The following is a 23,021-nucleotide window of genomic DNA, read 5'->3' as shown; positions in this document are numbered from 1 at the left end:
GAAAGATATGAGTAAAAGTCTTGGGGAGAAAGGAGCTAAGATAAAAGAGGCAGTAAAAAAGTAAAAAATCATTGAGAAGAGGCGTTAAGATAAACTTTCGAATCTCTCTTGCCCCCCCCCCGCTACATCTAGGAAGCTATAAATAAACACATTGACAATGCAATCTATAGCTAGACAATAAAAAAGTCGGCGATTAAAAATAGATGAAAACATATCCCACTCCCTGTTTTGATAAGATTTGAAGCAGTGATGATTTTAGGGATTATTTAATAAAAAACTCTTTAAAAGTCTATAATTTTTTTTTAATCCTTCTTAGCCTATAATTGCGCTAACCTAGATGATGCGTGTTTCTTTCACAACGCTAGTCTGTTACTAAAAGATTTTTTGAGCTAATCGTAGTGATTTCTGTGTGTTCGGTGTTTCTGCTTGAGCTATCAAAGATAGTGAGGATTTGTCGCCTAAAGAGATTCTCTTGGCTCTGTTTGTGGCTTTTTTAGGCTACGCAATTGGGGTAACGCTCATTTGGGGGTTTATTAAAGGAATAAATAAAAGTGCAAGAACATATATTAATCATCGGTAATGGTGGTCGAGAATACGCAATGGGGTTAGCCCTAAGTCAAGACAAAAGAGTGCAGAAACTTTATTTTGCGCCGGGTAATGGTGCGACTACAAGACTAGGGGTCAATCTCCTTGCAAAAACACCTCAAGAGATTGTAGATTCTATTCAAAAGCTTGGTATTACATTGGTGATTATTGGTCCTGAAGCTCCGCTAAGTGAGGGATTGAGTGATTTTTTACGCGCCCATCATATTCGTGTGTTTGGTCCGAGCAAGCAAGCTGCACAATTAGAATCAAGCAAAGCATTTATGAAAGATTTTGTCGCAAAGATTCAAGTCCCTACCGCAAGATATATTCAGTCAGATGATAGGCATCTTATAGAATCTTTTATTGATACACTCACACCGCCTATTGTTGTGAAAGCTGATGGCTTATGCGCGGGCAAAGGGGTGATTATCGCGCAGAGTCATCAAGAAGCAAAAGAGACAGCCTACAAAATGCTTGAGGGAGAGAGTTTTGGAGATGCGGGAAAACGTGTCGTGATTGAGGAGTTTTTGGAGGGTTATGAATTATCCGTTTTTGCTGTTTGCGATGGAGAAGATTTTGTGATGTTAAGTGCATGTCAAGATCATAAACGCTTACTTTCGGGTGATAAAGGTCCAAATACAGGGGGTATGGGCGCATACACACCGACACCCTTGTGTGATGAGAATCTGATGCAAAAGATTAAAACGCGTATCATTTCCCCCACGCTTAAAGCACTTAAAGAGCAAGGTATGCCTTTTGAGGGGGTGCTTTTTGGAGGCATTATGGTGGTAGAGAAAAATGGCGAAAAAGAGCCTTATTTGCTTGAATACAATGTGCGCTTTGGTGATCCCGAGTGTGAGGTTTTGATGCCTTTGTTGCAAACACCTTTACTTGATGTAGTTACTGCCACACTTGATAGGACGATTAAGAATCTTACTTTAAAAATGAGTGAAAATTATGCTGTTGCCGTAGTGGTTGCCTCCAAAGATTATCCTTATCGCTCTAGCGCACCGGCATTGATTCGTATTGATGATTTTGATACGACATTGGGGCATTTAGTGTTTGCAGGTGTGGGGAATGATGAAAAAGGGAATCTCCTTGCAAATGGTGGGAGAGTGCTTTTGGCTGTCGGGATTGCATCAAGCATCAAACAAGCTCGGGATAATGCTTATAAGATTCTGCAAAATGTGGAGTTTGAGGGAATGCAATTCCGCGATGATATTGCTTTTAGAGCTCTTTAAACAATGAAACTTGATGAAAAGATACAAGATCTGATTGACAGAGAGAATCTCAAGATTGCTGATTTAAATGTGCGTGCGTTAGCGTGGTTTGTCGATATTTTTTTGCTTTCATTGATTTTTGCCTGTATTCATACTTCTGTGGGGAATCTAAGCGATGAGCAAGGCTTGATTGATTATGAAGCATTGCGTGCGTTTGTGGTGAGCTATATATGGCAAATGTGTTGTTTGAAAGTGATTTATGATAGTTTTTTCATCTGGTTTTATGGGGCGAGTTTGGGAAAAATATTTTTCAAGATGCGCGTTGTTAGTGTTGATTTGGTCGATAAACCTTGTTTGAAAGATTGTGTGTTGCGTTCTTTGGGAAAATTGATAGGCGAGGCATTGTTTTTTGTTACTTATATTTTTGCGTTTGGAGATACTTTTAGACGCGCTTTGCACGATCGATTAGCAAAAACTTTGGTGATTGCAAGCTGATGAAAAGTTATCGCCATAAGCTCCTTTGGATTCTGTGTTTGTGCGCATTATCTTGTGAGGTGTGGGCGAAAGAGACACCTGCAGTGTTTGATTTATCTGCCGATGAAGTTAAAACACAAGGTGAGCAAGTCATCGCACAAGGTAATGCTTTTTTGCTTTATGGGGATTCTTATATGGTTGCTGACCGCATTGTTTATGATAAGCAAACACAAAAAGCATATCTTGAAGGCAAGGTAAAGATTTATCAAGGCGACACTTTGTATTTAGATGTGTCTGAAGTTGAGCTTTTTTTACAAGATAAGCAAATTGTGATGCAGAATCTTTATTTGCAAAGTCCAGAGGGGGTTTGGATAGTAGCAAAAGAAGGAAGTGGTGAGGATAAGAAATATCAATTTAAGAGAGGTGTGGTTTCGGGTTGCGATATTGGACACCCTTTGTGGCACTTGAATGTGAGCTCTGGGCAATATAATGCAGATAAATCTCGCGTGAGTATGTGGAATTCGCGTCTTTATCTCGGACCTGTGCCTATTTTGTATATCCCTTATTTTACTGCACCAACGGGCAATGTGAGAAAGACAGGTTTTATTTATCCGCAATTTTCATACAGCAATAAGCAAGGCTTTATGTATCAACAACCTTTTTTCCTCGCACCTTTCAATCGTTGGGATATAACATTTTCTCCTCAATTTCGGACAAATAGAGGCTTTGGCGGTGATTTAGAGTTTCGTTTTGCAGATCATAATAATGCGGTCGCAATTTTACAAATGCGTTATTTTCGCAATTTTGATCAATATGTGATTGATAATAATCTTGCGAATCAAAACATTTATGGTTTTAATTTCCAATACGGGACGAAAAATATTTTTACCAAGCAAGATTCTCAATCAAGTTTGCAAGATGGTTTTTATGCTAATATTAATTATATGAATGATTTGGAATATATGCGTTTAAAGAGTTTGAACGCATCTTTTAATACGCGTTTGTATGATTCGCGTGTGAATTATTTTATCAACTCTCAAAATCATTTCGTAGGCGGTTATTTGAAATATTATCTTGATTTGTCTCAAATCAATAATGATAAAGTTTTTCAAACGCTCCCACAATTACAATATCACCACTATACAGATTCTCTCTTTTTTAAGAATCTCCTTTACACATTTGACTTACAAACAAAAAATGTTACGCGTCCAGAGGGCTATGGGTATATCCAAACTACCGCCTCTTTGCCTATAGGGATTAATTTTTCTGTTTTTAAGGATTATTTGTCCATAGGAGCAAATCTCAAATTATATGGGACATTGACAAACTTGCAAAATGCAACAGATGTGCTTGATGTCGTTACAAATGGCAGTATTGACAAGACGATTAATTATGTTGGGGGCAATTATAGCATTTCGTTTAATTCAGACATCGCACGACCTTACAAACATTTTTTTCATTCTTTGCATTTAGAGGGGATTTTTAGTGGAAAAGCCTATCAATATACTTCTGATACTTTGGCTGATGATCGTTATAAAGCATATGCTGAAAAGCTTTCGGCTTATTTTGGTTCTCCCGAAGCAATAGCAATGTATTGGAATCCTAACGAAATGCTTGATCTTAATGAAAACAAGCACAAGGTGGATTTAAAGCTCTCGCAATATTTTTATGGAAAGAATGGAAAAGAATTATTCTATTGGAGATTGTATCAGAGGATTTTTTTACAAGATCAGATTTTGACTAAAAATCAGCTTTTGCGTAATGAAATAGGTTTTGCACCCTTTTCGGGCTTGAATATGAGTGCTTCGGTTTTTTATTCTTACGCGCTTAAAAATGTTCGAGAAGCCTCACTTAATGCGAGTTTGAATCGTTGGGGTTTGAATGCAGGTATCACTTATTACTTTAGGCTTGATACACTTTATCAAGATTCAGCGACTTATTCTATCAGCAAAACGGGATTCTTAAGGGGCAAGGTAGGGTATGATTTTGGTTATTTTCGATTTGATGCTAATGTGGGTTATGATATGGGTATGGAATATCTAAAGGATTGGTATGTTACAATCTCAAAAGATATTCGTTGTTTTGGTATTGGATTAAAATTCGCTCAAGATGCGCGACCTGTTTTGACGGCTAATGGAGAGATTACGCCGATTAATAACCAATATGTAAAGCTTGAATTCCGATTTGTGCCTTTGACGAATTACGGACTGACTTATCGGTTTAAAGAATAAAATGAAGGATAGCAAGTGAAAGATATTCGTTTTGAAGATATGCAAGAGGCACTTGCGCGTTTATTGGAGGTGATTTCTATTAAGAATCCTCCTTTATCAAATGCTATTTTAGTGGCAGTCAGTATGGAAAGTATCGAAATGGCTCACCAAATGGCGCAGCGTCTTAAGATTCCAATGGATTTTTTATTTACCGAAACGATTACTGCGCCGCTGAATCCTGAATGTGCAATTGCAGTTGTGAGTGAGGATATGGAGATTGTCGCTAATGAATCTCTTATCGCCGCTTTTTGTATTAATCTAGACTATGTGTATGGCGAAGCGCAACGCAAATATGAAGAAGAGATTTCGCAATCTCGCTATAAATTTCGCAAAGGCGAGATGTTTGCCTCTATCAAAGGCAAAGATGTTATTTTAATGGAGTTAGGAATCCAAACAGGACTTCGCGCAAATGTGGCAGTCAAAACTTGTATGAATATGGGGGCAAGGAGTGTGAGCGTGGCATCTCCTGTTATGCCAAAGATGATTTATGATTCACTAAGCGAAATTTGCGATGATGTGTATTGTATTTCTGCGCTAGATTATTATGTCTCCACCGCACATTATTTCCCCCAGCTCCAACCTCTTGAAGATGAGCAAATAGAAGAGATTCTAAATCATTATATCACCCATAAAGGACAAACTCATGCAGCAAATTAATCTTGAATGTGAGAATCTAAAGGAACAATACACCTTAAACTATGTCGCAAAGGCATCAAATGGTGCATTGCTCTATCAAAATGGAGGGAGTGTGCTACTTGCAAGTGTCTGCGCACAAGAGAATCTGAACTATGATGATGATTTTTTGCCTCTTAGCGTGCAATATATAGAAAAGGCTTATGCAGGTGGCAAGTTTCCTTCAGGTTTTATGAAGCGAGAGGGTAAGCCAAGTGAATTTGAGATTCTCACTTCAAGGCTTATTGATCGCACATTGCGACCGCTTTTTCCTAAAGGCTACACACACAATACTTCGATTATTGTTATGGTTTTAAGTTATGATGGACAAAGTGATTTGCAGGTCAATGCGCTTAATGCAGCGGCTAATGCGCTTTTTGTTTCGGATTTGCCCTTAGAATCTCTCCAAGAAGATGCTGTGAGTGGAGTGCGTATAGGACGCATCAATGGACAATTTTTGCTGAATCCTACAATGCAACAATTAGCTGAAAGTGAATTGGATTTGTTTGTATCGGGGAAAGGTGATGAATTATTGATGATTGAAATGCGAAGTATTAGGACGCAAAAAGGTTCTAATGAGCTTGCCGAATCTGATTTGCTTGAGGCTCTTGAATATGCTAAGGGCTATATTGCCAAGACAAGCCGACAATATTTTACTGCCTTTTCTCCCTATAAAAAGCCACCTTTTGCTTACGCTTCTGCTTTGAAAGAGAGTGATGAGAATCTGATGCAAAAAATCAAAACACATTATCATCATTTGATTCAAGAGGCGATTGCTCAAATGGCAAAATCAGAGCGAGACACATCATTACATCATATTGTTAAACGCGTGATGCAAGAGCATCATTTAGATGATGAAAAATGTGTCAAAGAACATATTTTGGCATACAAAAAACAACTTGTGCGAGAGATGATTTTGACATCAAAACATCGTCCCGATGGGCGTAGTTTTACTCAAGTGCGCCCCATTAGCATTCAAACGAATCTCCTGCCTTGCGTGCATGGCAGTGTGCTTTTTACAAGAGGGCAAACGCAAGCACTTGTGAGTGCGACATTTGGTGTGGAGAATGATGCACAAAGTCATGAAATGCTTAAGGGTAAAGCACCTTTTAAAGAGCGTTTTTTGTTTCATTATAACTTTCCCGGATTCAGTGTCGGAGAGGCAAGTATGATTGGTTCTGTGGGGCGTAGAGAGCTAGGACATGGGCAACTTGCCAAACGCGCCTTAGAATCGAGCATTCAGGAAGACAAGACAATCCGTTTAGTATCAGAGATATTAGAATCTAATGGTTCAAGTTCTATGGCAAGTGTGTGCGGTGGTTCGTTGGCTTTATATGCGTGTGGTGCAAAGGTTGATTCATTGATTGCGGGTGTTGCAATGGGCTTGGTTACTTGTGATGAACAATATGCGATATTGACAGATATTAGTGGCTTGGAAGACCATGATGGCGATATGGATTTTAAGGTCGCTGGTGGATACAGGGGCATTACAGCAATGCAAATGGATATTAAGCTCGGTGGTATTAGTCATGAGATTCTCACACAAGCTTTATTTCAAGCAAAACAAGCACGGGAAGAGATTCTACAAAAAATGGAAGAGGCGCGTTTGAATATTGTGCTAAATGAAGATATTTTGCCCAAAAATGAAGTATTCTTAATCCCTCCGCATAAGATTGTCGAAGTAATCGGACAAGGTGGCAAGGTGATTAAAGATATTATTGAACGTTTTGAGGTGAGTATTGATCTTAGTCGTGAAAGTGGCGCAATTAATATCAGCGCAAGCAATAAAGAAAGGCTCTCTGCTGCCAAAGCCTTCATTTTGCAATTGATTGGGCAAGGAAAGAATGAAAAAGTTGATTTGGAAGATTATGAAGTGGGTGAAAGATTTGTGGGCAAAATCAAAAAGATTCTGGATTTTGGCGTGTTTGTCGAGCTTCCTCGTGGTGGAGATGGGCTTGTGCATATCAGTAAGATTACTAAAGATAAGAGTAAAAAGGCTGTCGATTTGTTGCAAGGCTACACGGAGTTAGAATGTGAGATTCTCGGTCTTAACAAGGGCAAGATAGAGTTAGGCTTAATACAAAGTATTGGTGAAGATTTAAACTAACTTTTATTGAAAATGAGGCATAATCAAGATTCCAAAGTGTCAAGTAGGGGATTGATCCGAACAGACTTTGAGATTATTACACGAGGTGTCCAATGAGACTTTTAGTCGTATTGTGTTTGGGAATGATTGGTTTTGCATTTGGTACAGAAATGGGTGCAGATGTGATTAAATCATATTCAGTAGCTGGGGCGGTAATCGGTTTAGGTATTGCTGCATTAGGTGGAGCAATCGGTATGGGGCATGCTGCAGCTGCAACTATTTCAGGAACAGCGAGAAATCCCGGTATCAGTGGTAAGCTACTTGGGACAATGTTTATTGCATTAGCACTTATTGAAGCACAAGTTATTTATACACTTGTTTTGGCGTTAATTGCTCTTTACGCTAACCCATTTATTTAATGATTTTACTCTCCCTTTTTAAAGGGAGATTTGCGCTGGTGGTGGAATTGGTAGACACACCATCTTGAGGGGGTGGCGGGGCGACCCGTGCGAGTTCAAGTCTCGCTCAGCGCACCATAGATTCTGATTTTTCTCAATATGCCGGAGTGGTGAAATTGGTAGACGCGCTAGACTCAAAATCTAGTAGGGGCAACCCTGTGTCGGTTCGATTCCGACCTTCGGCACCATTACTTCATTTTTGTTCAAGCTTTATTTTTTTATATTTTTTGATTGTAGTGAATCTGCAAGTTTAATTATGATAGTGAGATTCTGTAAAAAGACAAATAATCCAAAGTAGCGTAAGGGTAAAATTTAAGAATTTTCACCCTAAGAAATATCTAATAAGAAGGGATTTATTTTTCCCCGCAGTCAAAGACATCAGCTTTTACGCTATGCGAGAGAAGAGCACCACCTACAATATTGTCTTTACCAATTATAACAGGTTCTTTGCAAGTGATTTCTTGTTTGATTCCGTTCTTAAACAAAACCATACATTTTGTTTCTTCTTTAGTGATTCTTAGCATAATGCGTCTATTCTCACCTGCTACTTCACCCGCTTCGTTTTTTAGTTCATTTCTTGCACTTTCTTGTAATTTGTCTCTTGTCGGATTGCGTCTCCCTGAAACATAGTCTCTACCTTCAACTTCTCCTAGAATCTTGCAATTATAGGGCGTAGAATGTGCAATCGTGATACCGCGCCCTTGAGATTCTAAAGCTTTGGGTGTATAAAGAGGAGCTTGAGGTTCTGGTTCTTCTAAGCACCCAAAGAACAATAATGGACTTCCTAAGATGATTGATAATTGAGCTAATCTTTTTGTATAAGCTATTTTCATCTTATTTTCCTTTCTTTTGTTGATTAGGGTTAAGCTGTTTGCCTCTATTGCCTTGATTTTGGTCATATTGCTTGTTTGTGCCTTGTGTTCCTTTATTGGCATTTTGCATATTTGCCTGATTGTCCTTTGGGCTTATTTTACCTGATGACATAATACCCTCCTTTAGAAAAATACTCTATTATAATAGAGTGAAATAAAATGATAAACAAACTAAACTTAAAAGAAAATAATCTATTATCATAGAGTTTAGAAATGTCTATCAATACTAAATGTGATGAAGTCAGCAAAGAGCAAATTTATCATTTTTATCATCAGATTGCCCAAAATGTCGCGAGAATCCGCAAAGAAAAAGGGCTTTCACAGCTTGATTTGAGCCTAGCGATTGGCTATAAGTCTGTCTCTCTAGTCGCTGGAGCAGAGGCAGGGTATAAAAATATTCATTTTAACCTTGAGCATCTTTATAAAATCGCAAGAGTTTTGGAGGTGGATATTAAGGAATTGTTTTGATGCAATAAAAAATGCGCTAGATTCTGTATTTGGATTTAAGCTATTTGACTTAAAGAATCTAGCCTAGTTTTTTCTTAAAGGTGCTTGCAGCAAGTGTGAGGGTCAAAATCGCAATGATAATAAGCGGAATCCAATTTAAAACCACATCTGATAATGTCATTCCTTTGAGAAAAATCCCACGAACTAACACCATAAAAAATCTTATTGGATTAAGTAAAGTCAGATATTGCAAAGCTACGGGCATATCTTCAATAGGAGAGATAAACCCCGATAGTAAAATAGCAGGCATTTGAAAGGTAATCACTCCCAGAATCGCTTGTTGTTGAGTATTGCAGATTGATGAGATAAATAATCCTATGCCTACGATTGAAAGCAATGAGATAAATATCGAGATAAAAAATAAAACAAATGAACCTGCAAATGGGATTTCAAAGAATATGATGATTAAAAATGTCATTAGAAAAGTGAGAAACATTGCAATTATCAAGGGTGGGATTGTTTTACCGACTAAAATTTCAAACGATGATAGGGGGCTTACGATAAGCTGATCAAATGTCCCCATTTCACGCTCTCTCGCAATTGATAAGGCTGTCAAAAGTAGGGTAATAACGGTCGCAAGCATTGCAACAATAACGGTTAAGATATACCATCTGTATTCAAGGTTGGGATTAAACCAATTTCTAATACTTGGCGTTATCAAGTTTGTTTGCGTTCCTAAGATTTCTGCGCTGTATTCTGATATGATTTGTGTGGCATATCCTCCTGCAATTGCAGCGGAGTTTGTCTGTCTGCCATCGGTTATGATTAAAACATCAGCACCTTTGCTTGATTTTAATGATGATGAAAAATGATTGTCTATAAAGATTCCAATTTGAACTTTTTGGTTATCCACCTTGTGCTTTAATTCTTTTTCATTTTCCACATAATAAAACTTTCTGAATCTTGTCGAATGCTCGAATCTTGATAAAAGCTCCCTTGATTCAATAGAATTATCTCTGTCCAAAACGGCGACATCGATATTTTTCACTTCCATTGTGATGGCATTTGCAAAAATAAGTAGCTGCATTAATGGCATACCCAGTATTATTGCGCGATTTTTAGGATCAGACCATATCACGATAAATTCTTTTTTGATTAATGCGAGTATTCTTCTTAACATACCTGTCATTTTGCAAGCCTCATATTTGTTTTTTTATAAACGAGCATAAAGAGTATAAGCCCCAAAGTCGCTAAGAAGATTGAGTTTATCATTACGATTTGAGGAATCGTCCCTGACATAAATTCACTTTCGACAAATGTTACAAAATACCTAGGAGGCAAAATCATTGTGAAGTATTGAAAAAACAAAGGCATAGAATTGATTGGGAACATTAGCCCTGATAAAAGCAATGAAGGCAAAAGCCCGATACCCAGCGAAACTTGACTAGCAAGGAATTGATTTTTTAACACAGAAGAGATTAAAAGCCCTATCCCCAAAAGTGTGAATAAAAACAGACTGCACACAAGAAGTAGGATTAAAAAACTTCCTCTAAAAGGGACTCCAAAGACAAACACACACAAAAACACATTAAACAGCATGGAGCACATTCCAAGCGTAAAATAGGGGATATATTTGCCCAAAACAATATCGATTTTTCTTACCCTTGTGCTTAAGAGAGCTTCCATAGTGCCTCTTTCCCATTCACGCGCAATTACAAGTGCTGTGAGTAAGATTCCAATTAAGGGCATAGTGATTGCAATTGAGCCGGGTAAGATAAAATGGTGGCTATTTAAGTCTTGGTTATACCATGTGCGGATTTCTGTATTTATGGCAGGTTTGACATTTTTAGGAGCGAATTTACTTGAAGCAAGCCAATGATTAATAATCGCTACTGCATAGCTTGAAACATAATTTGCGGTATTGACATCACTCCCATCGGTGATAATGAGAATCTCCGCATTTTGACCTTTTAAAAGTTTCTTTGAAAAATCATTGGGTATTATCACTGCCCCTTTGATTTTTGAACGTGCAATGGCTATTTTTATTTCGTTTTCATTGTCAAAGACTATGGATTGGACATATTTGCTATGTCCGAAAGATTTGACAAGGGTTGCAATTTCAGAGTTGCTATCATCGTTTTTGATACCGAGTGTAACCTTCAGAGAATCCATATTGATTCCATACATATAGATTAAAATAGAAATCAGAGGCAAGACAAAAGCAATGATGATGCTTGAAGGATCGCGGATAATTTGCTTAAATTCTTTTTTGATTAAGGCAAGTAGAATCTTCATTGCCCACTCTCTTTAATCAATGTGATAAAAGCATCTTCCATATTAGCAGCACCTGCTTTTTGTTTTAATTCATCAGGAGTGCCGATTGCAATTGCTTCTCCTTTATAAAAAAGGCTTATCCTGTCGCAATACTCGGCTTCGTCCATAAAATGTGTCGTAATAAGAATCGTAACGCCCTTTTTGGATAAAGATGTGATGTGATTCCAAAATTCTTTTCTTGCCAAGACATCAACGCCAGAAGTCGGCTCGTCTAAAAATAAAACGAGCGGATTATGGATAAGCGCACAAGCCATTGATAGTCTTTGTTTGAATCCTAAGGGTAAATCTTCTGATTTGATATGTTCAATCTCCCAAAAATCAAAAATCTCAATGATTTCATTGATTCTTTGTTTGTGGTTTTTACTCTCTACACCATAGACTGATGCGAAAAATTCGAGATTCTCTCTAAGTGAAAGTGAGCCATAAAGAGAGAATTTTTGCGCCATATAGCCTAAATTTGAGCGGGCTTTTGTGGGGTTTTTGGCTATATCAATCCCCATGATTTTGGCAGTCCCACTTGTAGGCTTAGCAAGTCCGCACATCATTTTAAATGAGGTTGATTTTCCTGCGCCATTTGGTCCTAAAAGCCCAAAGATTTCACCTTTTTGAATCTGAAAAGAATTATTTTTGACAGCATAAAAGTTTCCGTATTTTTTCTCCAAATGATGCGCTTCAACGGCGTATCCTTCAAAATCGCTTAGTGATTTGTAATTTTGAGCGATTTTTGAAGTCTCTTTTTTGTATCCACCCATAAGCTCAATGACTTTGTCTTCAAATGCTTGTGAAGTTTGAGCCAAGTCGTGAGGTTTGCCATTAAAAATACATCTCCCTTTGTCTAGAACTATTGCCGTATCAAAACTATGGGCTTCGTCTAAATATGCAGTCAGCCAAAGAACCGTCGTTTGAGGATTAATCATTTCTCTAACCATTTTCATTAAATCCCTGCGAGAAATCGGATCAACCCCGACTGATGGCTCATCAAGAAGGAGTAAATCAGGCGTTCCAAGTAACGCACAAGCCAAGCCTAGTTTTTGCTTCATTCCTCCCGATAATGCACCTGCAAGTCTGTCTTGAAATGGTGTGAGAGATGTAAATTCAAGCATTTTGTCAAAATGATGAGGTTGGTTTTTTAAATCCGCATAAAGTTTGAGATTCTCAATAACGCTCAAGTCTTCATAAAGCCCAAATTTTTGTGGCATATAACCGATTTTTGCCGTGAGTTCTTCTTTTTGCGTCAATGGATCTAATCCTAAAACAGAAATACTCCCACTATCAGGTGATAATAATCCTACAATAAGTCTTATCAAGGTTGTTTTACCCGCACCATCAGCACCGATTAAACCAGATATTTTCCCTTTCTCAATATTTAAAGAGAGATGATCAAGTGCGCATATTTTCCCAAATGTTTTGGTAAGATCTTTAATCTCTATGGCGTTCATTTTGAGCTTTCAGGTCTAATTTTATAGTTGTTGGCATTCCTTGTCGCAAGTATTCATCAATATCATCAATATAAACGCGGATTCTATACACGAGGTCTGTCCTTAGATCTGTTGTTTGGACGGTTTTTGGTGTAAATTCAGCAACAGGTGAGATATAGCCAATATAGCCCGTGTATTCTCGTTCTTTTCTTGTTTGCGGATTGATGCTATCAATGGTAATTTTTGCTTTTTGCCCGTATGTGATATTTCCCAAATCAATTTCATTGACATAGGCTCTAATCCAGACAGGTTTTGTTTTTGAAATCGAATACACGATTTGCCCTGCATTGATGATACTGCCGGGTTCTTGCACTCTTATCATCACAATGCCATCTTCGGGCGCGTAGAGTTTGGTGTATTCAAGCTGATTTTGTGCATAATGTTGGGCAACAAGCGCAGAATCATAGTCTGCAAGTGCTTTATCCTTTGCGTTTTTAAAACTATCGTATTCTTCTTTTGAAATCGCATTGCCTTTGACTAGTGGCGCGTGTCGGTTAAATTTTGAAACAGCATCGTTTTTGAGCGCGAGAGTTTTGGCAGTCTCGGCTTGTGCTTTTTGGAGATTCAAAACATAATCTTTGGGATCAATTTCAGCAATCAATTCACCTTTTTGAACGCTATCACCCTCTTCTTTAAGCATTTTGTCTAATTTACCTCCGACTTGAAAGCCTAAATCAACTTGGCGAATCTTGATATTTCCATATAAGGTTAGCTCCTCTAAATTTTGTTTTTTATGGGTGAAAAAGTAAGCAACGCCGCTGATTATTAAGAATAGTAAAACGACTATAATTATTTTCTTTTTCATAATGTTTTCTCCCGATGGTTAATATTTAATGTGAGAATCCTCTAAAAGAGCCTTGATATAAAGTTTTACATTGGATTTTATCATTGCTATGTCTTTTTGCGTGAAATTATCTTGTCCCAATAATCCTAGTGAAAAAGCCATTAAGATTCTCGGAGAATTGACTTGAGACATAATAAAAACCGCCTTAAAGATAATCTCTTGTTCGCTCTCATCTTTTTCAAAAATAGCAGCGATTAAAGTCCTTAAGTATGACAACATAGGAGAATTAGGGGCAAAATTTTTATTTTGCTGCTCTTGTAAAAGCAGAATAAACAACTCTTGAGAAATCCTTGAATATAAAAAATCAATAGCCTTATCAAGCATTAAAAACAAAATATCAATTTGTTCTTTTTTGCTTAAGTTTGCAGGTTTTGTGGATATATCCATAAATTTTTTTGCATATTCTGTCTGTTTTTCAATCAAATCATCTAAGATTCCCTGATAAAGCTCCTTTTTCCCACCCCAATAATACGAAATCATACAGATATTGGCATCGGCATTTTTGCAAATCTCTCTGATACTTGTTCCCTCAAAACCTTTGGTTGCAAATAGCTTGATAGCGGCTTCAAGGATTCTCTTTTTAGAATCTTCATCTTTGTTTTTATTTTTTTTCATATCGTATACCTTGTGATTTGATAAAAATTTTGGATATTTTGGCATCAATTATAAATCAAACGATTGTTTTATTATATCACAGAATGACAGAAATTTAATTGATTGAAAACATATCATTCAAAAATGTTACTTTTGGTTTGTTATTTCTTAAAGATTCTTTAAAAACTTTTGCTTTTAAGCAAAAATCGGGGGGGGGGGGGGCGATAGAATAGCGGAGCATAATTAATACCGGTTAATATTATGCAAAATTTTTACTAAAAGGTGGATTAACATGAAAACAAAAAAATTGCTTATAAGTGCTGCTCTTTCTTTAACTCTTGCAAGCTCTGTATTGAGTGCTGAAGAAAGTGGTGTATTTGTCGGTGTAGGTATAGGTTATGGAGGTTCTTCATTTAAGATGACAAGCGATGAGGGTAAGCAAACGACTAAACTAGATGGATTGTCCTATGAAATCATTGCTGGGTATAAGTCATTCTTCACTCCTAACTTTGGGTTGCGCTATTATGCAAATTTTGCGTATGGAGAACACAAAAAAGGTGGTGCAGATAAAATAACAGCAAATGCAATGGATTATGGGGTAAATATCGATGCACTCTATAACTTTATCTCTAGCGAAAATGTAAATTTTGGTGCTTTCTTAGGACTAGGAGCTGGTGCAGTCAGTTGGGGCGGCAAAACCTTAAAAGATCAGAAGATGGATAAAACAGGTTTTAATCTTGCTCTTAATGTTGGTTTAAGAAGTGAGTTTGCTAAGCATCATGGCGTTGAAATCGCAGCTAAAGTGCCTTTTATGACAACAACATTAAAGGACGAGACAGGTTTCAAAATGACATCTAAAGCAAATTATAATGTCGGTGTGCGCTATATCTTTAATTTCTAAGATTCTGTAAGGTCAGATTGTTTATAGAATCTCAAAAGCAAGGCTTATTTTAGTCTTGCTTATCTTTTGCCATCTCACATCCATTCAAGAATCTTGCTGACCTCATTTGCTTCAAAGCATTTGATGTTGCTATTATTGCTATTTGGTTTCTTAGCTAAGACAACCTTGGTGAATCCATAGTTTTCAAGCTCTTTTAAGCGTATGTCAATATTACTCACTTCGCGAATGTCTCCCACAAGTGAGACTTCTCCAATAAAAGCTGTGCTGATATTAAGCGGACGATTCCGAAAGCTAGAAACAATACTTGCGATAACTGCTAAATCTGCGCTTGGCTCATTGATCTTAATCCCTCCGGTAACATTGATAAATACATCATAATGCCCTAAGGGAATCTCAAGCTTGCGCTCTAAAAGGGCTAGAAGCATATTAAGACGATTGTTATCAAAACCCGTGCTTTGACGCTTGGGATAGCCTGATTCACTCACTAATGCTTGAATCTCAATCACCAATGCACGACTCCCCTCCAATACCACGGTAATTGCACTTCCTGCCATGGAGGATCGTTGAGAAAAGAATAGCTTTGAAGCATTTTTAGCGCTGATTAAGCCATTTTCTTTCATTTCAAAAATCCCGATTTCGCTTGTCGTGCCAAAACGATTTTTGAATCCTCTTAGCATACGCAATTCTTTGCTTGGGTCGCCTTCAAAATACAGCACACAATCCACCATGTGTTCTAAGATTCTAGGACCTGCGATTGAGCCTTCTTTTGTAATATGTCCGATGATAAACACGCAAATATTCATTTCTTTTGCCAAACGCATAAGGGCGAAAGTTACTTCACGCACTTGTGAGACAGAGCCGGGTGCAGAAGTAATGTCGGGTGAAAAAATCGTCTGAATCGAATCAATCACACACATTTGAAAGTTTTGCTCATTGAGCGTATTTTTGATGATACTAAGATCAATTTCATTGAGTAAAAAAAGCTTTTCATCAATTGCATCTAAGCGTTGAGCGCGCATTTTGATTTGTCCCGGGCTTTCTTCCCCGCTAACATAGAGAATCTTTTTCGTGCTTTTTTTTGCAATTTCTCCTGCGATTTTGAGTAGAAGTGTAGATTTTCCTACGCCCGGACTTCCTCCGATGAGGTATAATCCTCCCGGGACAATGCCCCCGCCAAGCACAATATCAAACTCATCTTCGCAAGAAGTGAAGCGATCAAGTGTTTCGTATTCTACTTGCGTGATAGGGATTGCTAAGGAAGAAGGGGGGTTATATTTTTGGGATTGTAAGCTTTGAATCTGTGAGGGTTTAAGCTCGATGAGCGATTCCCAAGTGCCACAATTCGTGCATTTTCCTACCCATTTTGAGCTTTGCCAACCGCAAAACTGGCATTCAAACAAGGACGATGTTTTTTTCGCCACTATTTGTCCTCAAAGATAGAATCAAGCAAAATATTCACATATTCATTCGCATCAAAATCAATCAAATCATCTTCTTTCTCACCCACACCAATATAAAGAATCGGCGTGTGTAATTCATTAACAATACTGAAAATTGCCCCACCTTTGCTTGTGCCATCAAGCTTGGTAATGATAATGCCATCAAAATCGATATTTTGGGAAAATGCGCGTGTTTGATTGATCGCTGCGTTGCCTTGAGTGCCATCAAGCACAAGGAATTTTCTCAAGGGTCGCTCTTGGAGAGCTTTTTGACATACGCGTATGATTTTCAAAAGCTCATTGTTGAGATTGGTTTGATTGTGCAAACGCCCTGCAGTGTCAATATACAGCTCATCAATCCCTTTTGCAATTGCGGAGTTGATACTATCAAAGGCTACTGCGCTTGGGTCGTGCATATGTTGGGTGGCAATGACGGGAATCTGGAGCTTCTCTCCCCATAGTTTGAGCTGTTCAATGGCTGCAGCACGAAAGGTGTCGCCTGCTGCTACCATAACTTTTTTATTATTTTTTTGGGCACGATGGGCAAGTTTGGCAATCGTTGTCGTTTTGCCTGCACCATTAACGCCAACGATTAAAGTCGTCAGAGGCTTAGTTTGTGCTTGAAATGGGGGCGAAGGCAAGGGCTGATTAAGCAAAGCAAGAAGCTCTTTGCTTAGCATTTCACGAGAGATGTAATGAGGCAGATTCTCAAACATTTGCTCAATCAATTCATAAGCAATATCGCATTCGAGTAAAATATCTTCTAATTCGGCTTTTGTAAATTTATTTTTCTTGGAGGTGAGAATCGAGGCAAGATTCTGTGTGGTTTTTTGGAGTGTCTTGCCTAATAATGAAATCATTTTTGCTCTTTTTGCATCGTGGATTGAGAATCTGAATCTGATGTGCGTTCAGAATCTTCTTGCACATTGATTTCTTCTTGAGTAAGTGTTTGCATTTCGCGTTGGGTTTTGGCATCAAGTTGATCTTGGATTTGATAAACAATATCAAGCTCGACCATTTCTTCGGGGACTAGCCCGACATAGTCAATCACTTTTTCACCTTGTTTGTCATAAAGCGCAATATAGCTTTGTTTGTCGTCTTTGTAGAGGAAATCCAAAAGATTTTTATTGTCTGTAGAAGCGTAGAGCTTAAATCGAGGATTAATCTCATCAATCTTCTTTTGAAGATCTAAAAGGTCATCTTTGGGGCTAATGGCGATGATAGAGATGAATTCTTGATATTTGTTGTATAAATCCAAAATATGCAAAAGCTCATCTTGGCATTGTGTGCATTCTTTTGAGATAAAAAACAAAAGTGTGGGTTGTTTGTTGTCGCTTTGAAAGATGCTTTTGGATTCATCGGTTTTGAAAAGAAGGCTTTCATTTTGTGTATTAATCACTTCAATATCAAGGATCTTGTTTTTACTCACACCTTCAAAACCAAAAATATCTTTATCCTTATCTTTTTCATCGCATGCTGCAAAAAAGAGGCTTGCAATAAGGATAAAAAGAAAAAAAGTGGGGTAATGTTTTTTGCTATGAATCTTCATCGTGCTCATTCTCCATTTTGATGTTTTAGATAAAATTATACCTAAAAAAAGGAGTGAATTATAAAACAAGCATTCAGAATCCAAGCAAAAGCAATCCTAAGACATTTTTCCAAGAGGATTAATTTTTCGGATAAGATTGTTAATCAAGCCCTTTATAAATATCTTAGAGAAAGGCATTGCCGTAGTGTGCTGGTGTATTTGCCTCTTCATACAGAAGTCGATATTACCCCTCTTATTGCTACGCTTAGGAAACAAAAAGTGCGAGTTTTTGTGCCATTTATACAAGAACTTAGCTTTAAAATGATACCATTACGAATGCCGTTAAAGAAAAACTTATATGGCATTTATGAATCAAATAATTCTTTATTTCATTTAATTAAAGTTGATTCAGTGATTATTCCTGTTTTGGGTATTGATAGAGATTTTAGGAGGATAGGTTTTGGTAAGGGAATGTATGATCGTTTTTTGCCAAATCTCAAACACAAAGTTCATATTATTTTTGTCGCAAAAAGCCCTAATATAGCTCAAGATGTCATTACACAGCCTTATGATACCTTAGGAGATTGTTTTTTCACTGCATCAGCCATTTGTAGAAGGAAGAAAAATGGAAGTGTGGTATGTGATAGGAAGTATAATCTTCGGATTATTGGTAGGAATTAGTGTCTATTTAGTCAGTCGGAAAGTCTTTTGTTCATCTGCTCAAATTATTGTCGAACAATCAAAAGCTAAAGCTAAAGCCATAGAGTATGAAGCGCAAAAAATGCTTCAAGAGCATCAGCTTAGGATCAAAGAAGAGCAAATCAATGTCAAGCAATTTTTAGAGAGCGAAAGAAATAAACTGCATCAAGAATACGAATCTCGTTCGGCGCAATTAGTGCAAAATGAGAATCGCTCAAAGCATGACATCAAACAGCAAATGTTGGCTTTGGAAAAAGAAAAGCAAAAACTTTCAGAAATGGAAGTGAAAATTTTGCGCACACAAGAAGAGCAAAATAAGCTTAAGGAAGAGTATTATCGAGCCAAAAAGGAGATGCTTGAGATTCTCTTTTCTTATACAAAAATGACGCAAGAAGAAGCTAAAAATATCATTCTTTCTTCTTTAGAAGATGAGCTTTCTAACGAAAAGGCTTATTTGATCAGACGTTACGAAAAAGAAGCCCATGATGAAGCGAAGAAACACGCTAATTATATCCTTGCCCAAGCTACTACTCGCTATGCGGGGGAATTTGCCACAGAACGATTGATTAATGTTGTAAATCTCCCTAATGATGAGCTTAAAGGACGCATTATTGGCAAAGAAGGGCGTAATATCAAGACATTAGAAATGATTAGTGGTGTAGATGTGATCATTGATGATACACCCGGGACGATTATTTTGAGCAGTTTTAATATCTATCGCCGCGCTATTGCGACCAAAACTATTGAGAATCTTGTCGAAGATGGACGCATACAGCCTGCGCGTATCGAAGAAATGTATGAGCGTGTCAAGAAAGAGATGGATGAGCAAATCCGACAAGATGGCGAAGATATTGTGTTGGATATGGGGCTTGGCTATATGCACCCAGAATTGAAATTTTTATTAGGCAAAATGAAATATCGTGCTTCCTTTGGGCAAAATGCGCTTGGGCATTCAATTGAAGTCGCTAATCTCGCTTCTATTATCGCAGGTGAGCTTGGTGGTGATGAGAAGCTTGCTAGACGCGCAGGGATTTTGCATGATATTGGCAAAGCTCTCACACAAGAATTAGGAGGGAATCATGTCGATTTGGGTGCAGAGATATGCACACGATACAAGGAACACCCTGTGGTGATTAATGCGATTAAGGCTCATCATGGACACGAGGAAATCAAAAGTATTGAATGCGCGGCAGTATGCACAGCGGATATTTTATCAGCGGCTAGACCGGGTGCTCGAAGAGAAGTTTTGGAGAGTTTCTTGAAACGAATGCAAGATGTTGAGCGTATCGCTATGGATAAAATTGGCGTGAAACAAGCCTATGCAATCAATGCGGGGCGTGAAGTGCGTGTGATTGTGCGAGCAGATATTGTAAGCGATGCGCAAAGTGTTGTGTTAGCAAGGGATATTGCACAAGAGATTGAATCTAGTTTGCAATACCCGGGTGAAATCAAGGTCAGCGTGATACGAGAGACGCGTGCAGTAGAGTTTGCTAAATAAGATTCTAGAATCAAAATAAATTATAGTAGAATCAAAGCTTTTCAAAAGTAAAGCCCCTTTGACGCAAAAGAGGCACAATTTTTTTGATACCCTCGAATGTATCACCTTGAGGTTTGTTGAAATGGTAAATGAGAATCGAACCATCTCTTGCTTGTTTAGCTTGCTCTATAATTCTTGCGGTAGAAAATGTCGCTCCCCCATCTCCTAAAACATCAAAACCTCCGATTTGATACCCCAAATCTTTAGCAATTTTAACAGCTATATCATCATAATAAGCAGTCCCCGAACGAAAATAGCGTGGGCGTGTGCCGGTAAGCTTGGTGATAAGCGCATCATTTTGCATAATTTCCTCATAGACTTCTTGGATAGAATTTGTGCCTTTGATATGATAAATCTCGCGTCCATTGACACTTAGGGGGCGGTGAAGTGTGCCATGATTTTGAATCGAAAAAAGGGGATTGTGTGCTAATTCCATAAACGCATCGTGATGTTTGTCAATCCAGCGCGAATTGATAAAAAGTGTAGCAGGAATCTGCTCTTGGATAAGATAATCAATCAAGGCTTTATCATATTCTCCGCCACACGCGTCAAATGTGAGATAAACTCGTGGGGATTTTGGACGAGGGAGAAGTCGTGAAGTGATCCCCTCAAAGTCTTCACTCCATTCGGAAGGTTTTTGATCCTGATATTTATGTTCAATCTGCTCCACACTTGGGATAGGCTTTGTATAAGCGAGGTGAGAATCCCGCAAAGAGTGGAGTTTTTGGTAGGCGATAACCGAAAATACACTGACAAGGAAAATAACAACAAAACTAATAAAAACTTTTCGCTTATTCATCATTATGATTTGTTAATATCTTGCGGTGTAATGGCTTCTTGTTCATCAATCTTGCTTTTTTGAATCTGAATGATTGAATTCGCAAGATATTTAGCAATATTATGACTGAATCCAATAGCATTGAGCAATGAAGTGCCGCTTGCAACATTGATCTCTTTTTTGCTAAGCATGGATTCTATCTCAAAAAGTGATTCTTTATCAATTTTCTTAAAGGCTTTTTTTGTGCCTTTAAGTTTGATGATAGCTTCTTCTGGGTGGATTTGCTGATCAAGGTTAATTTCCCCAATCTCTCTTAAAAGCATTGCTAGATTCACTCTCAAAGTATTGTATTCACTTGAGAGTAGTTTGTTTTTAGAAAGACTATTCTTTTTAAGGTTAGGTTGGAGAAGTTCCATATTTTTGATCGCTTCGACAATATATCGTGATGATGCGGTGAGATTAGCAAATTTGCGGATATATTCTTCATCTTGTGTGTGAGCTTGGACTTTAGTTGTGAATTCTAAAATAGCATTAAAAAGCACCTTAATTTTTTTGAGATAGAAGATCTCAATATCTACATCTTCTTTTGCCCATATTTTTGCTTTGATGACTTCGTCCATATTTTTATCACTTAAAATATCTTCTCGTGAGAATCCAAGCGCATGCGCAATAAGCTCAAAGGCATTTTGGTAAAGGTGTTGCACTTCGTGTGTAAGGGCAAGCATAGCAGTATCGGGGTATTGGATAATGCTGCTGTTGATATAGAGAGGCTTATCAACCTGCGTGTCTTCTTGCTTGATAATGTGTGTGAGTAAATTAGCGATTTTAGGAATGAGCGGTAAGAGTAAAACGACTGCTACAAAGTTAAATAATGTATGGAAAACAGCAATTTTCAATACACTATCTTCGCTCAATCCAACCACGCGAGAAATAAAATGTGTCGCAATGACAAAGTAATCAAAAGTGATAATGACAAGAATGGCAATGCCAAAGTTAAAGATACAATTGGCAACAGCGAGCCGCTTACCATCAATATTAGTGCTAAGTGATGCAATGAGGGCTGTTACCACACCACCGACACTTGTTCCCAATGTCGCCGCAATAGCGTTGTCAAAAGTAATGCTTCCTGTAGCAAGTGCAGAAATAATAACCGTGAGTGTCGCGTGGGAGCTTTGGACAATAGCAGTCATCAAAGCTCCTAGTCCTACAAAGAGCAAGATTCCCTCTAAGCCGTCCATTGAATATTTAGCAAAATCCACAATGGATTGATATTCTTCAAAGCCTTCCTTGATATAAGAAACACCGAGAAAGAAGAATCCAATACCGATAAAAATTTGTCCCAATCCTTTGGAAGTTTTGTTACTTTGGAAGTTGAAAAGCACACCACCTACAATAAGCGGAAGGGCTAAAGCGGAAATTTTCATTCCACTTACCCCTGCAATCACCCATGATCCCGCACTGTTCCCGAGATTTGCACCAAACATCACACCGATGCTTTGTCCAAGTGTGAGAAGTCCTGCAGAGACGAATGAGATAGAAAGCACTGACACCAACGAGGAGCTTTGCATAATAGCAGTAGCAATTGTCCCAAAAGTAACACTTTTGATAGCATTGCTTGTGGAATGGGTGAGAAGATTCTCTAAGAATCCCCCATTGAAAGAGCGGAATCCGTTCCCTAAGCTTAGCATACCAAAAAGTAAGATGGCAAGTCCCGCACTCACACTCGTAAGAGCTTCGCTTGTGGAGACAAAATAAACTAAAGCAAGGATACAAATAGGTATAAGGTATTTTTGAAACATTATCGT

Annotated in this window: 23 protein-coding genes and 2 tRNA genes; 12 read left to right on the top strand and 13 right to left on the bottom strand. The window is 38.0% G+C overall.

What is annotated here, in order from left to right; all coding sequences use genetic code 11:
- Positions 1 to 84: 84 nt before the first annotated feature.
- Entirely contained in the window at positions 85 to 213 is a 129-nt protein-coding gene (locus LS68_RS09950) for a hypothetical protein (RefSeq protein ID WP_277872318.1), read from the bottom strand.
- 338 nt (positions 214 to 551) lie between these two features.
- Here LS68_RS09950 and purD point away from each other — a divergent pair, with 338 nt between their 5' ends.
- The 8 genes from purD (at position 552) to LS68_RS07780 (ending at position 7,953) form a co-directional block, all read left to right on the top strand.
- Entirely contained in the window at positions 552 to 1,826 is a 1,275-nt protein-coding gene (purD, locus tag LS68_RS07815; RefSeq protein ID WP_034370466.1) for a phosphoribosylamine--glycine ligase, read from the top strand.
- Between the two features lie 3 nt (positions 1,827 to 1,829).
- Entirely contained in the window at positions 1,830 to 2,300 is a 471-nt protein-coding gene (locus LS68_RS07810) for an RDD family protein (RefSeq protein ID WP_034370463.1), read from the top strand.
- Positions 2,300 to 4,510 (top strand): LPS assembly protein LptD, encoded by a 2,211-nt coding sequence (gene lptD, locus LS68_RS07805; RefSeq protein ID WP_138091360.1) that lies wholly within the window; start codon positions 2,300 to 2,302, stop codon positions 4,508 to 4,510. The genes LS68_RS07810 and lptD overlap by 1 nt, the downstream gene beginning before the upstream one ends.
- Positions 4,511 to 4,525: 15 nt before the next feature.
- Positions 4,526 to 5,206 (top strand): phosphoribosyltransferase family protein, encoded by a 681-nt coding sequence (locus tag LS68_RS07800; RefSeq protein ID WP_034371778.1) that lies wholly within the window; start codon positions 4,526 to 4,528, stop codon positions 5,204 to 5,206.
- Entirely contained in the window at positions 5,193 to 7,328 is a 2,136-nt protein-coding gene (locus tag LS68_RS07795; RefSeq protein WP_034371775.1) for a polyribonucleotide nucleotidyltransferase, read from the top strand. Before LS68_RS07800 ends, LS68_RS07795 begins: the two co-directional genes overlap by 14 nt.
- Positions 7,329 to 7,420: 92 nt before the next feature.
- The gene (locus tag LS68_RS07790; protein WP_034371772.1) at positions 7,421 to 7,726 is read left to right on the top strand and encodes a F0F1 ATP synthase subunit C; all 306 of its coding nucleotides are present in this window, start codon (positions 7,421 to 7,423) and stop codon (positions 7,724 to 7,726) included.
- Positions 7,727 to 7,758: 32 nt separating this feature from the next.
- Positions 7,759 to 7,843 (top strand) — tRNA-Leu (locus LS68_RS07785).
- A gap of 23 nt (positions 7,844 to 7,866) precedes the next feature.
- Positions 7,867 to 7,953, top strand: a tRNA-Leu gene (locus tag LS68_RS07780).
- Between the two features lie 165 nt (positions 7,954 to 8,118).
- Here LS68_RS07780 and LS68_RS07775 read toward each other — a convergent pair.
- Together LS68_RS07775 and LS68_RS09695 are read right to left on the bottom strand one after the other, a co-directional pair.
- Complete coding sequence (locus tag LS68_RS07775; RefSeq protein WP_034371769.1) at positions 8,119 to 8,598, bottom strand: DUF4156 domain-containing protein; 480 nt, start codon at positions 8,596 to 8,598, stop codon at positions 8,119 to 8,121.
- A gap of 1 nt (position 8,599) precedes the next feature.
- Positions 8,600 to 8,749, bottom strand: coding sequence for a hypothetical protein (locus tag LS68_RS09695; RefSeq protein WP_199741497.1), 150 nt, complete (start codon positions 8,747 to 8,749; stop codon positions 8,600 to 8,602).
- Between the two features lie 101 nt (positions 8,750 to 8,850).
- Here LS68_RS09695 and LS68_RS07770 point away from each other — a divergent pair, with 101 nt between their 5' ends.
- Positions 8,851 to 9,105, top strand: coding sequence for a helix-turn-helix transcriptional regulator (locus LS68_RS07770; protein ID WP_034371767.1), 255 nt, complete (start codon positions 8,851 to 8,853; stop codon positions 9,103 to 9,105).
- 58 nt (positions 9,106 to 9,163) lie between these two features.
- Here LS68_RS07770 and LS68_RS07765 read toward each other — a convergent pair whose 3' ends face one another.
- The 5 genes from LS68_RS07765 to LS68_RS09595 are packed head-to-tail and all read right to left on the bottom strand — an operon-like array spanning position 9,164 to position 14,355.
- Positions 9,164 to 10,273: an ABC transporter permease gene (locus LS68_RS07765; RefSeq protein ID WP_052100401.1), complete on the bottom strand. Its 1,110-nt coding sequence runs from the start codon at positions 10,271 to 10,273 to the stop codon at positions 9,164 to 9,166.
- Positions 10,270 to 11,379: an ABC transporter permease gene (locus LS68_RS07760; RefSeq protein ID WP_138091358.1), complete on the bottom strand. Its 1,110-nt coding sequence runs from the start codon at positions 11,377 to 11,379 to the stop codon at positions 10,270 to 10,272. Before LS68_RS07760 ends, LS68_RS07765 begins: the two co-directional genes overlap by 4 nt.
- Positions 11,376 to 12,857: an ATP-binding cassette domain-containing protein gene (locus tag LS68_RS07755; RefSeq protein ID WP_138091356.1), complete on the bottom strand. Its 1,482-nt coding sequence runs from the start codon at positions 12,855 to 12,857 to the stop codon at positions 11,376 to 11,378. Before LS68_RS07755 ends, LS68_RS07760 begins: the two co-directional genes overlap by 4 nt.
- On the bottom strand, positions 12,838 to 13,701 hold the full coding sequence (locus LS68_RS07750) for an efflux RND transporter periplasmic adaptor subunit (RefSeq protein WP_034370409.1): 864 nt from the start codon (positions 13,699 to 13,701) through the stop codon (positions 12,838 to 12,840). The genes LS68_RS07755 and LS68_RS07750 overlap by 20 nt, the downstream gene beginning before the upstream one ends.
- An 18-nt stretch (positions 13,702 to 13,719) precedes the next feature.
- Complete coding sequence (locus tag LS68_RS09595; protein ID WP_034370406.1) at positions 13,720 to 14,355, bottom strand: TetR/AcrR family transcriptional regulator; 636 nt, start codon at positions 14,353 to 14,355, stop codon at positions 13,720 to 13,722.
- Between the two features lie 271 nt (positions 14,356 to 14,626).
- Between LS68_RS09595 and LS68_RS07740 the strand changes: the two genes are divergently transcribed.
- Positions 14,627 to 15,235: an outer membrane protein gene (locus LS68_RS07740; protein WP_034369329.1), complete on the top strand. Its 609-nt coding sequence runs from the start codon at positions 14,627 to 14,629 to the stop codon at positions 15,233 to 15,235.
- A gap of 74 nt (positions 15,236 to 15,309) precedes the next feature.
- Here the strand turns inward: LS68_RS07740 and radA are convergent, their stop codons facing one another.
- Genes radA through LS68_RS07725 form a run of 3 tightly spaced genes read right to left on the bottom strand, consistent with a single transcriptional unit; the run spans position 15,310 to position 18,232 of the window.
- Entirely contained in the window at positions 15,310 to 16,656 is a 1,347-nt protein-coding gene (gene radA, locus LS68_RS07735) for a DNA repair protein RadA (RefSeq protein WP_034369332.1), read from the bottom strand.
- Entirely contained in the window at positions 16,656 to 17,534 is an 879-nt protein-coding gene (gene ftsY, locus LS68_RS07730; RefSeq protein WP_034369334.1) for a signal recognition particle-docking protein FtsY, read from the bottom strand. The genes radA and ftsY overlap by 1 nt, the downstream gene beginning before the upstream one ends.
- Complete coding sequence (locus LS68_RS07725; protein WP_034370806.1) at positions 17,531 to 18,232, bottom strand: redoxin domain-containing protein; 702 nt, start codon at positions 18,230 to 18,232, stop codon at positions 17,531 to 17,533. The genes ftsY and LS68_RS07725 overlap by 4 nt, the downstream gene beginning before the upstream one ends.
- 48 nt (positions 18,233 to 18,280) lie before the next feature.
- Here LS68_RS07725 and LS68_RS07720 point away from each other — a divergent pair, with 48 nt between their 5' ends.
- Positions 18,281 to 18,883 carry a 5-formyltetrahydrofolate cyclo-ligase gene (locus LS68_RS07720; protein ID WP_347232428.1) on the top strand — a complete coding sequence of 201 codons (603 nt, stop codon included), beginning with the start codon at positions 18,281 to 18,283 and terminating at the stop codon, positions 18,881 to 18,883.
- Positions 18,828 to 20,399 carry a ribonuclease Y gene (gene rny, locus LS68_RS07715; RefSeq protein ID WP_138091354.1) on the top strand — a complete coding sequence of 524 codons (1,572 nt, stop codon included), beginning with the start codon at positions 18,828 to 18,830 and terminating at the stop codon, positions 20,397 to 20,399. Before LS68_RS07720 ends, rny begins: the two co-directional genes overlap by 56 nt.
- Before the next feature lie 31 nt (positions 20,400 to 20,430).
- Here the strand turns inward: rny and LS68_RS07710 are convergent, their stop codons facing one another.
- Together LS68_RS07710 and LS68_RS07705 are read right to left on the bottom strand one after the other, a co-directional pair.
- On the bottom strand, positions 20,431 to 21,240 hold the full coding sequence (locus LS68_RS07710; RefSeq protein ID WP_241993716.1) for a polysaccharide deacetylase family protein: 810 nt from the start codon (positions 21,238 to 21,240) through the stop codon (positions 20,431 to 20,433).
- On the bottom strand, positions 21,240 to 23,015 hold the full coding sequence (locus tag LS68_RS07705) for a Na/Pi symporter (protein WP_034369340.1): 1,776 nt from the start codon (positions 23,013 to 23,015) through the stop codon (positions 21,240 to 21,242). Before LS68_RS07705 ends, LS68_RS07710 begins: the two co-directional genes overlap by 1 nt.
- Between the last annotated feature and the right edge of the window lie 6 nt (positions 23,016 to 23,021).

Origin of the sequence: Helicobacter sp. MIT 05-5293 (assembly GCF_000765665.2) — a bacterium.
Classification (GTDB): Bacteria; Campylobacterota; Campylobacteria; order Campylobacterales; family Helicobacteraceae; genus Helicobacter_C.
Note: the sequence above shows the minus strand (reverse complement) of the source record. Positions and strands in the feature narration are given on the sequence as shown.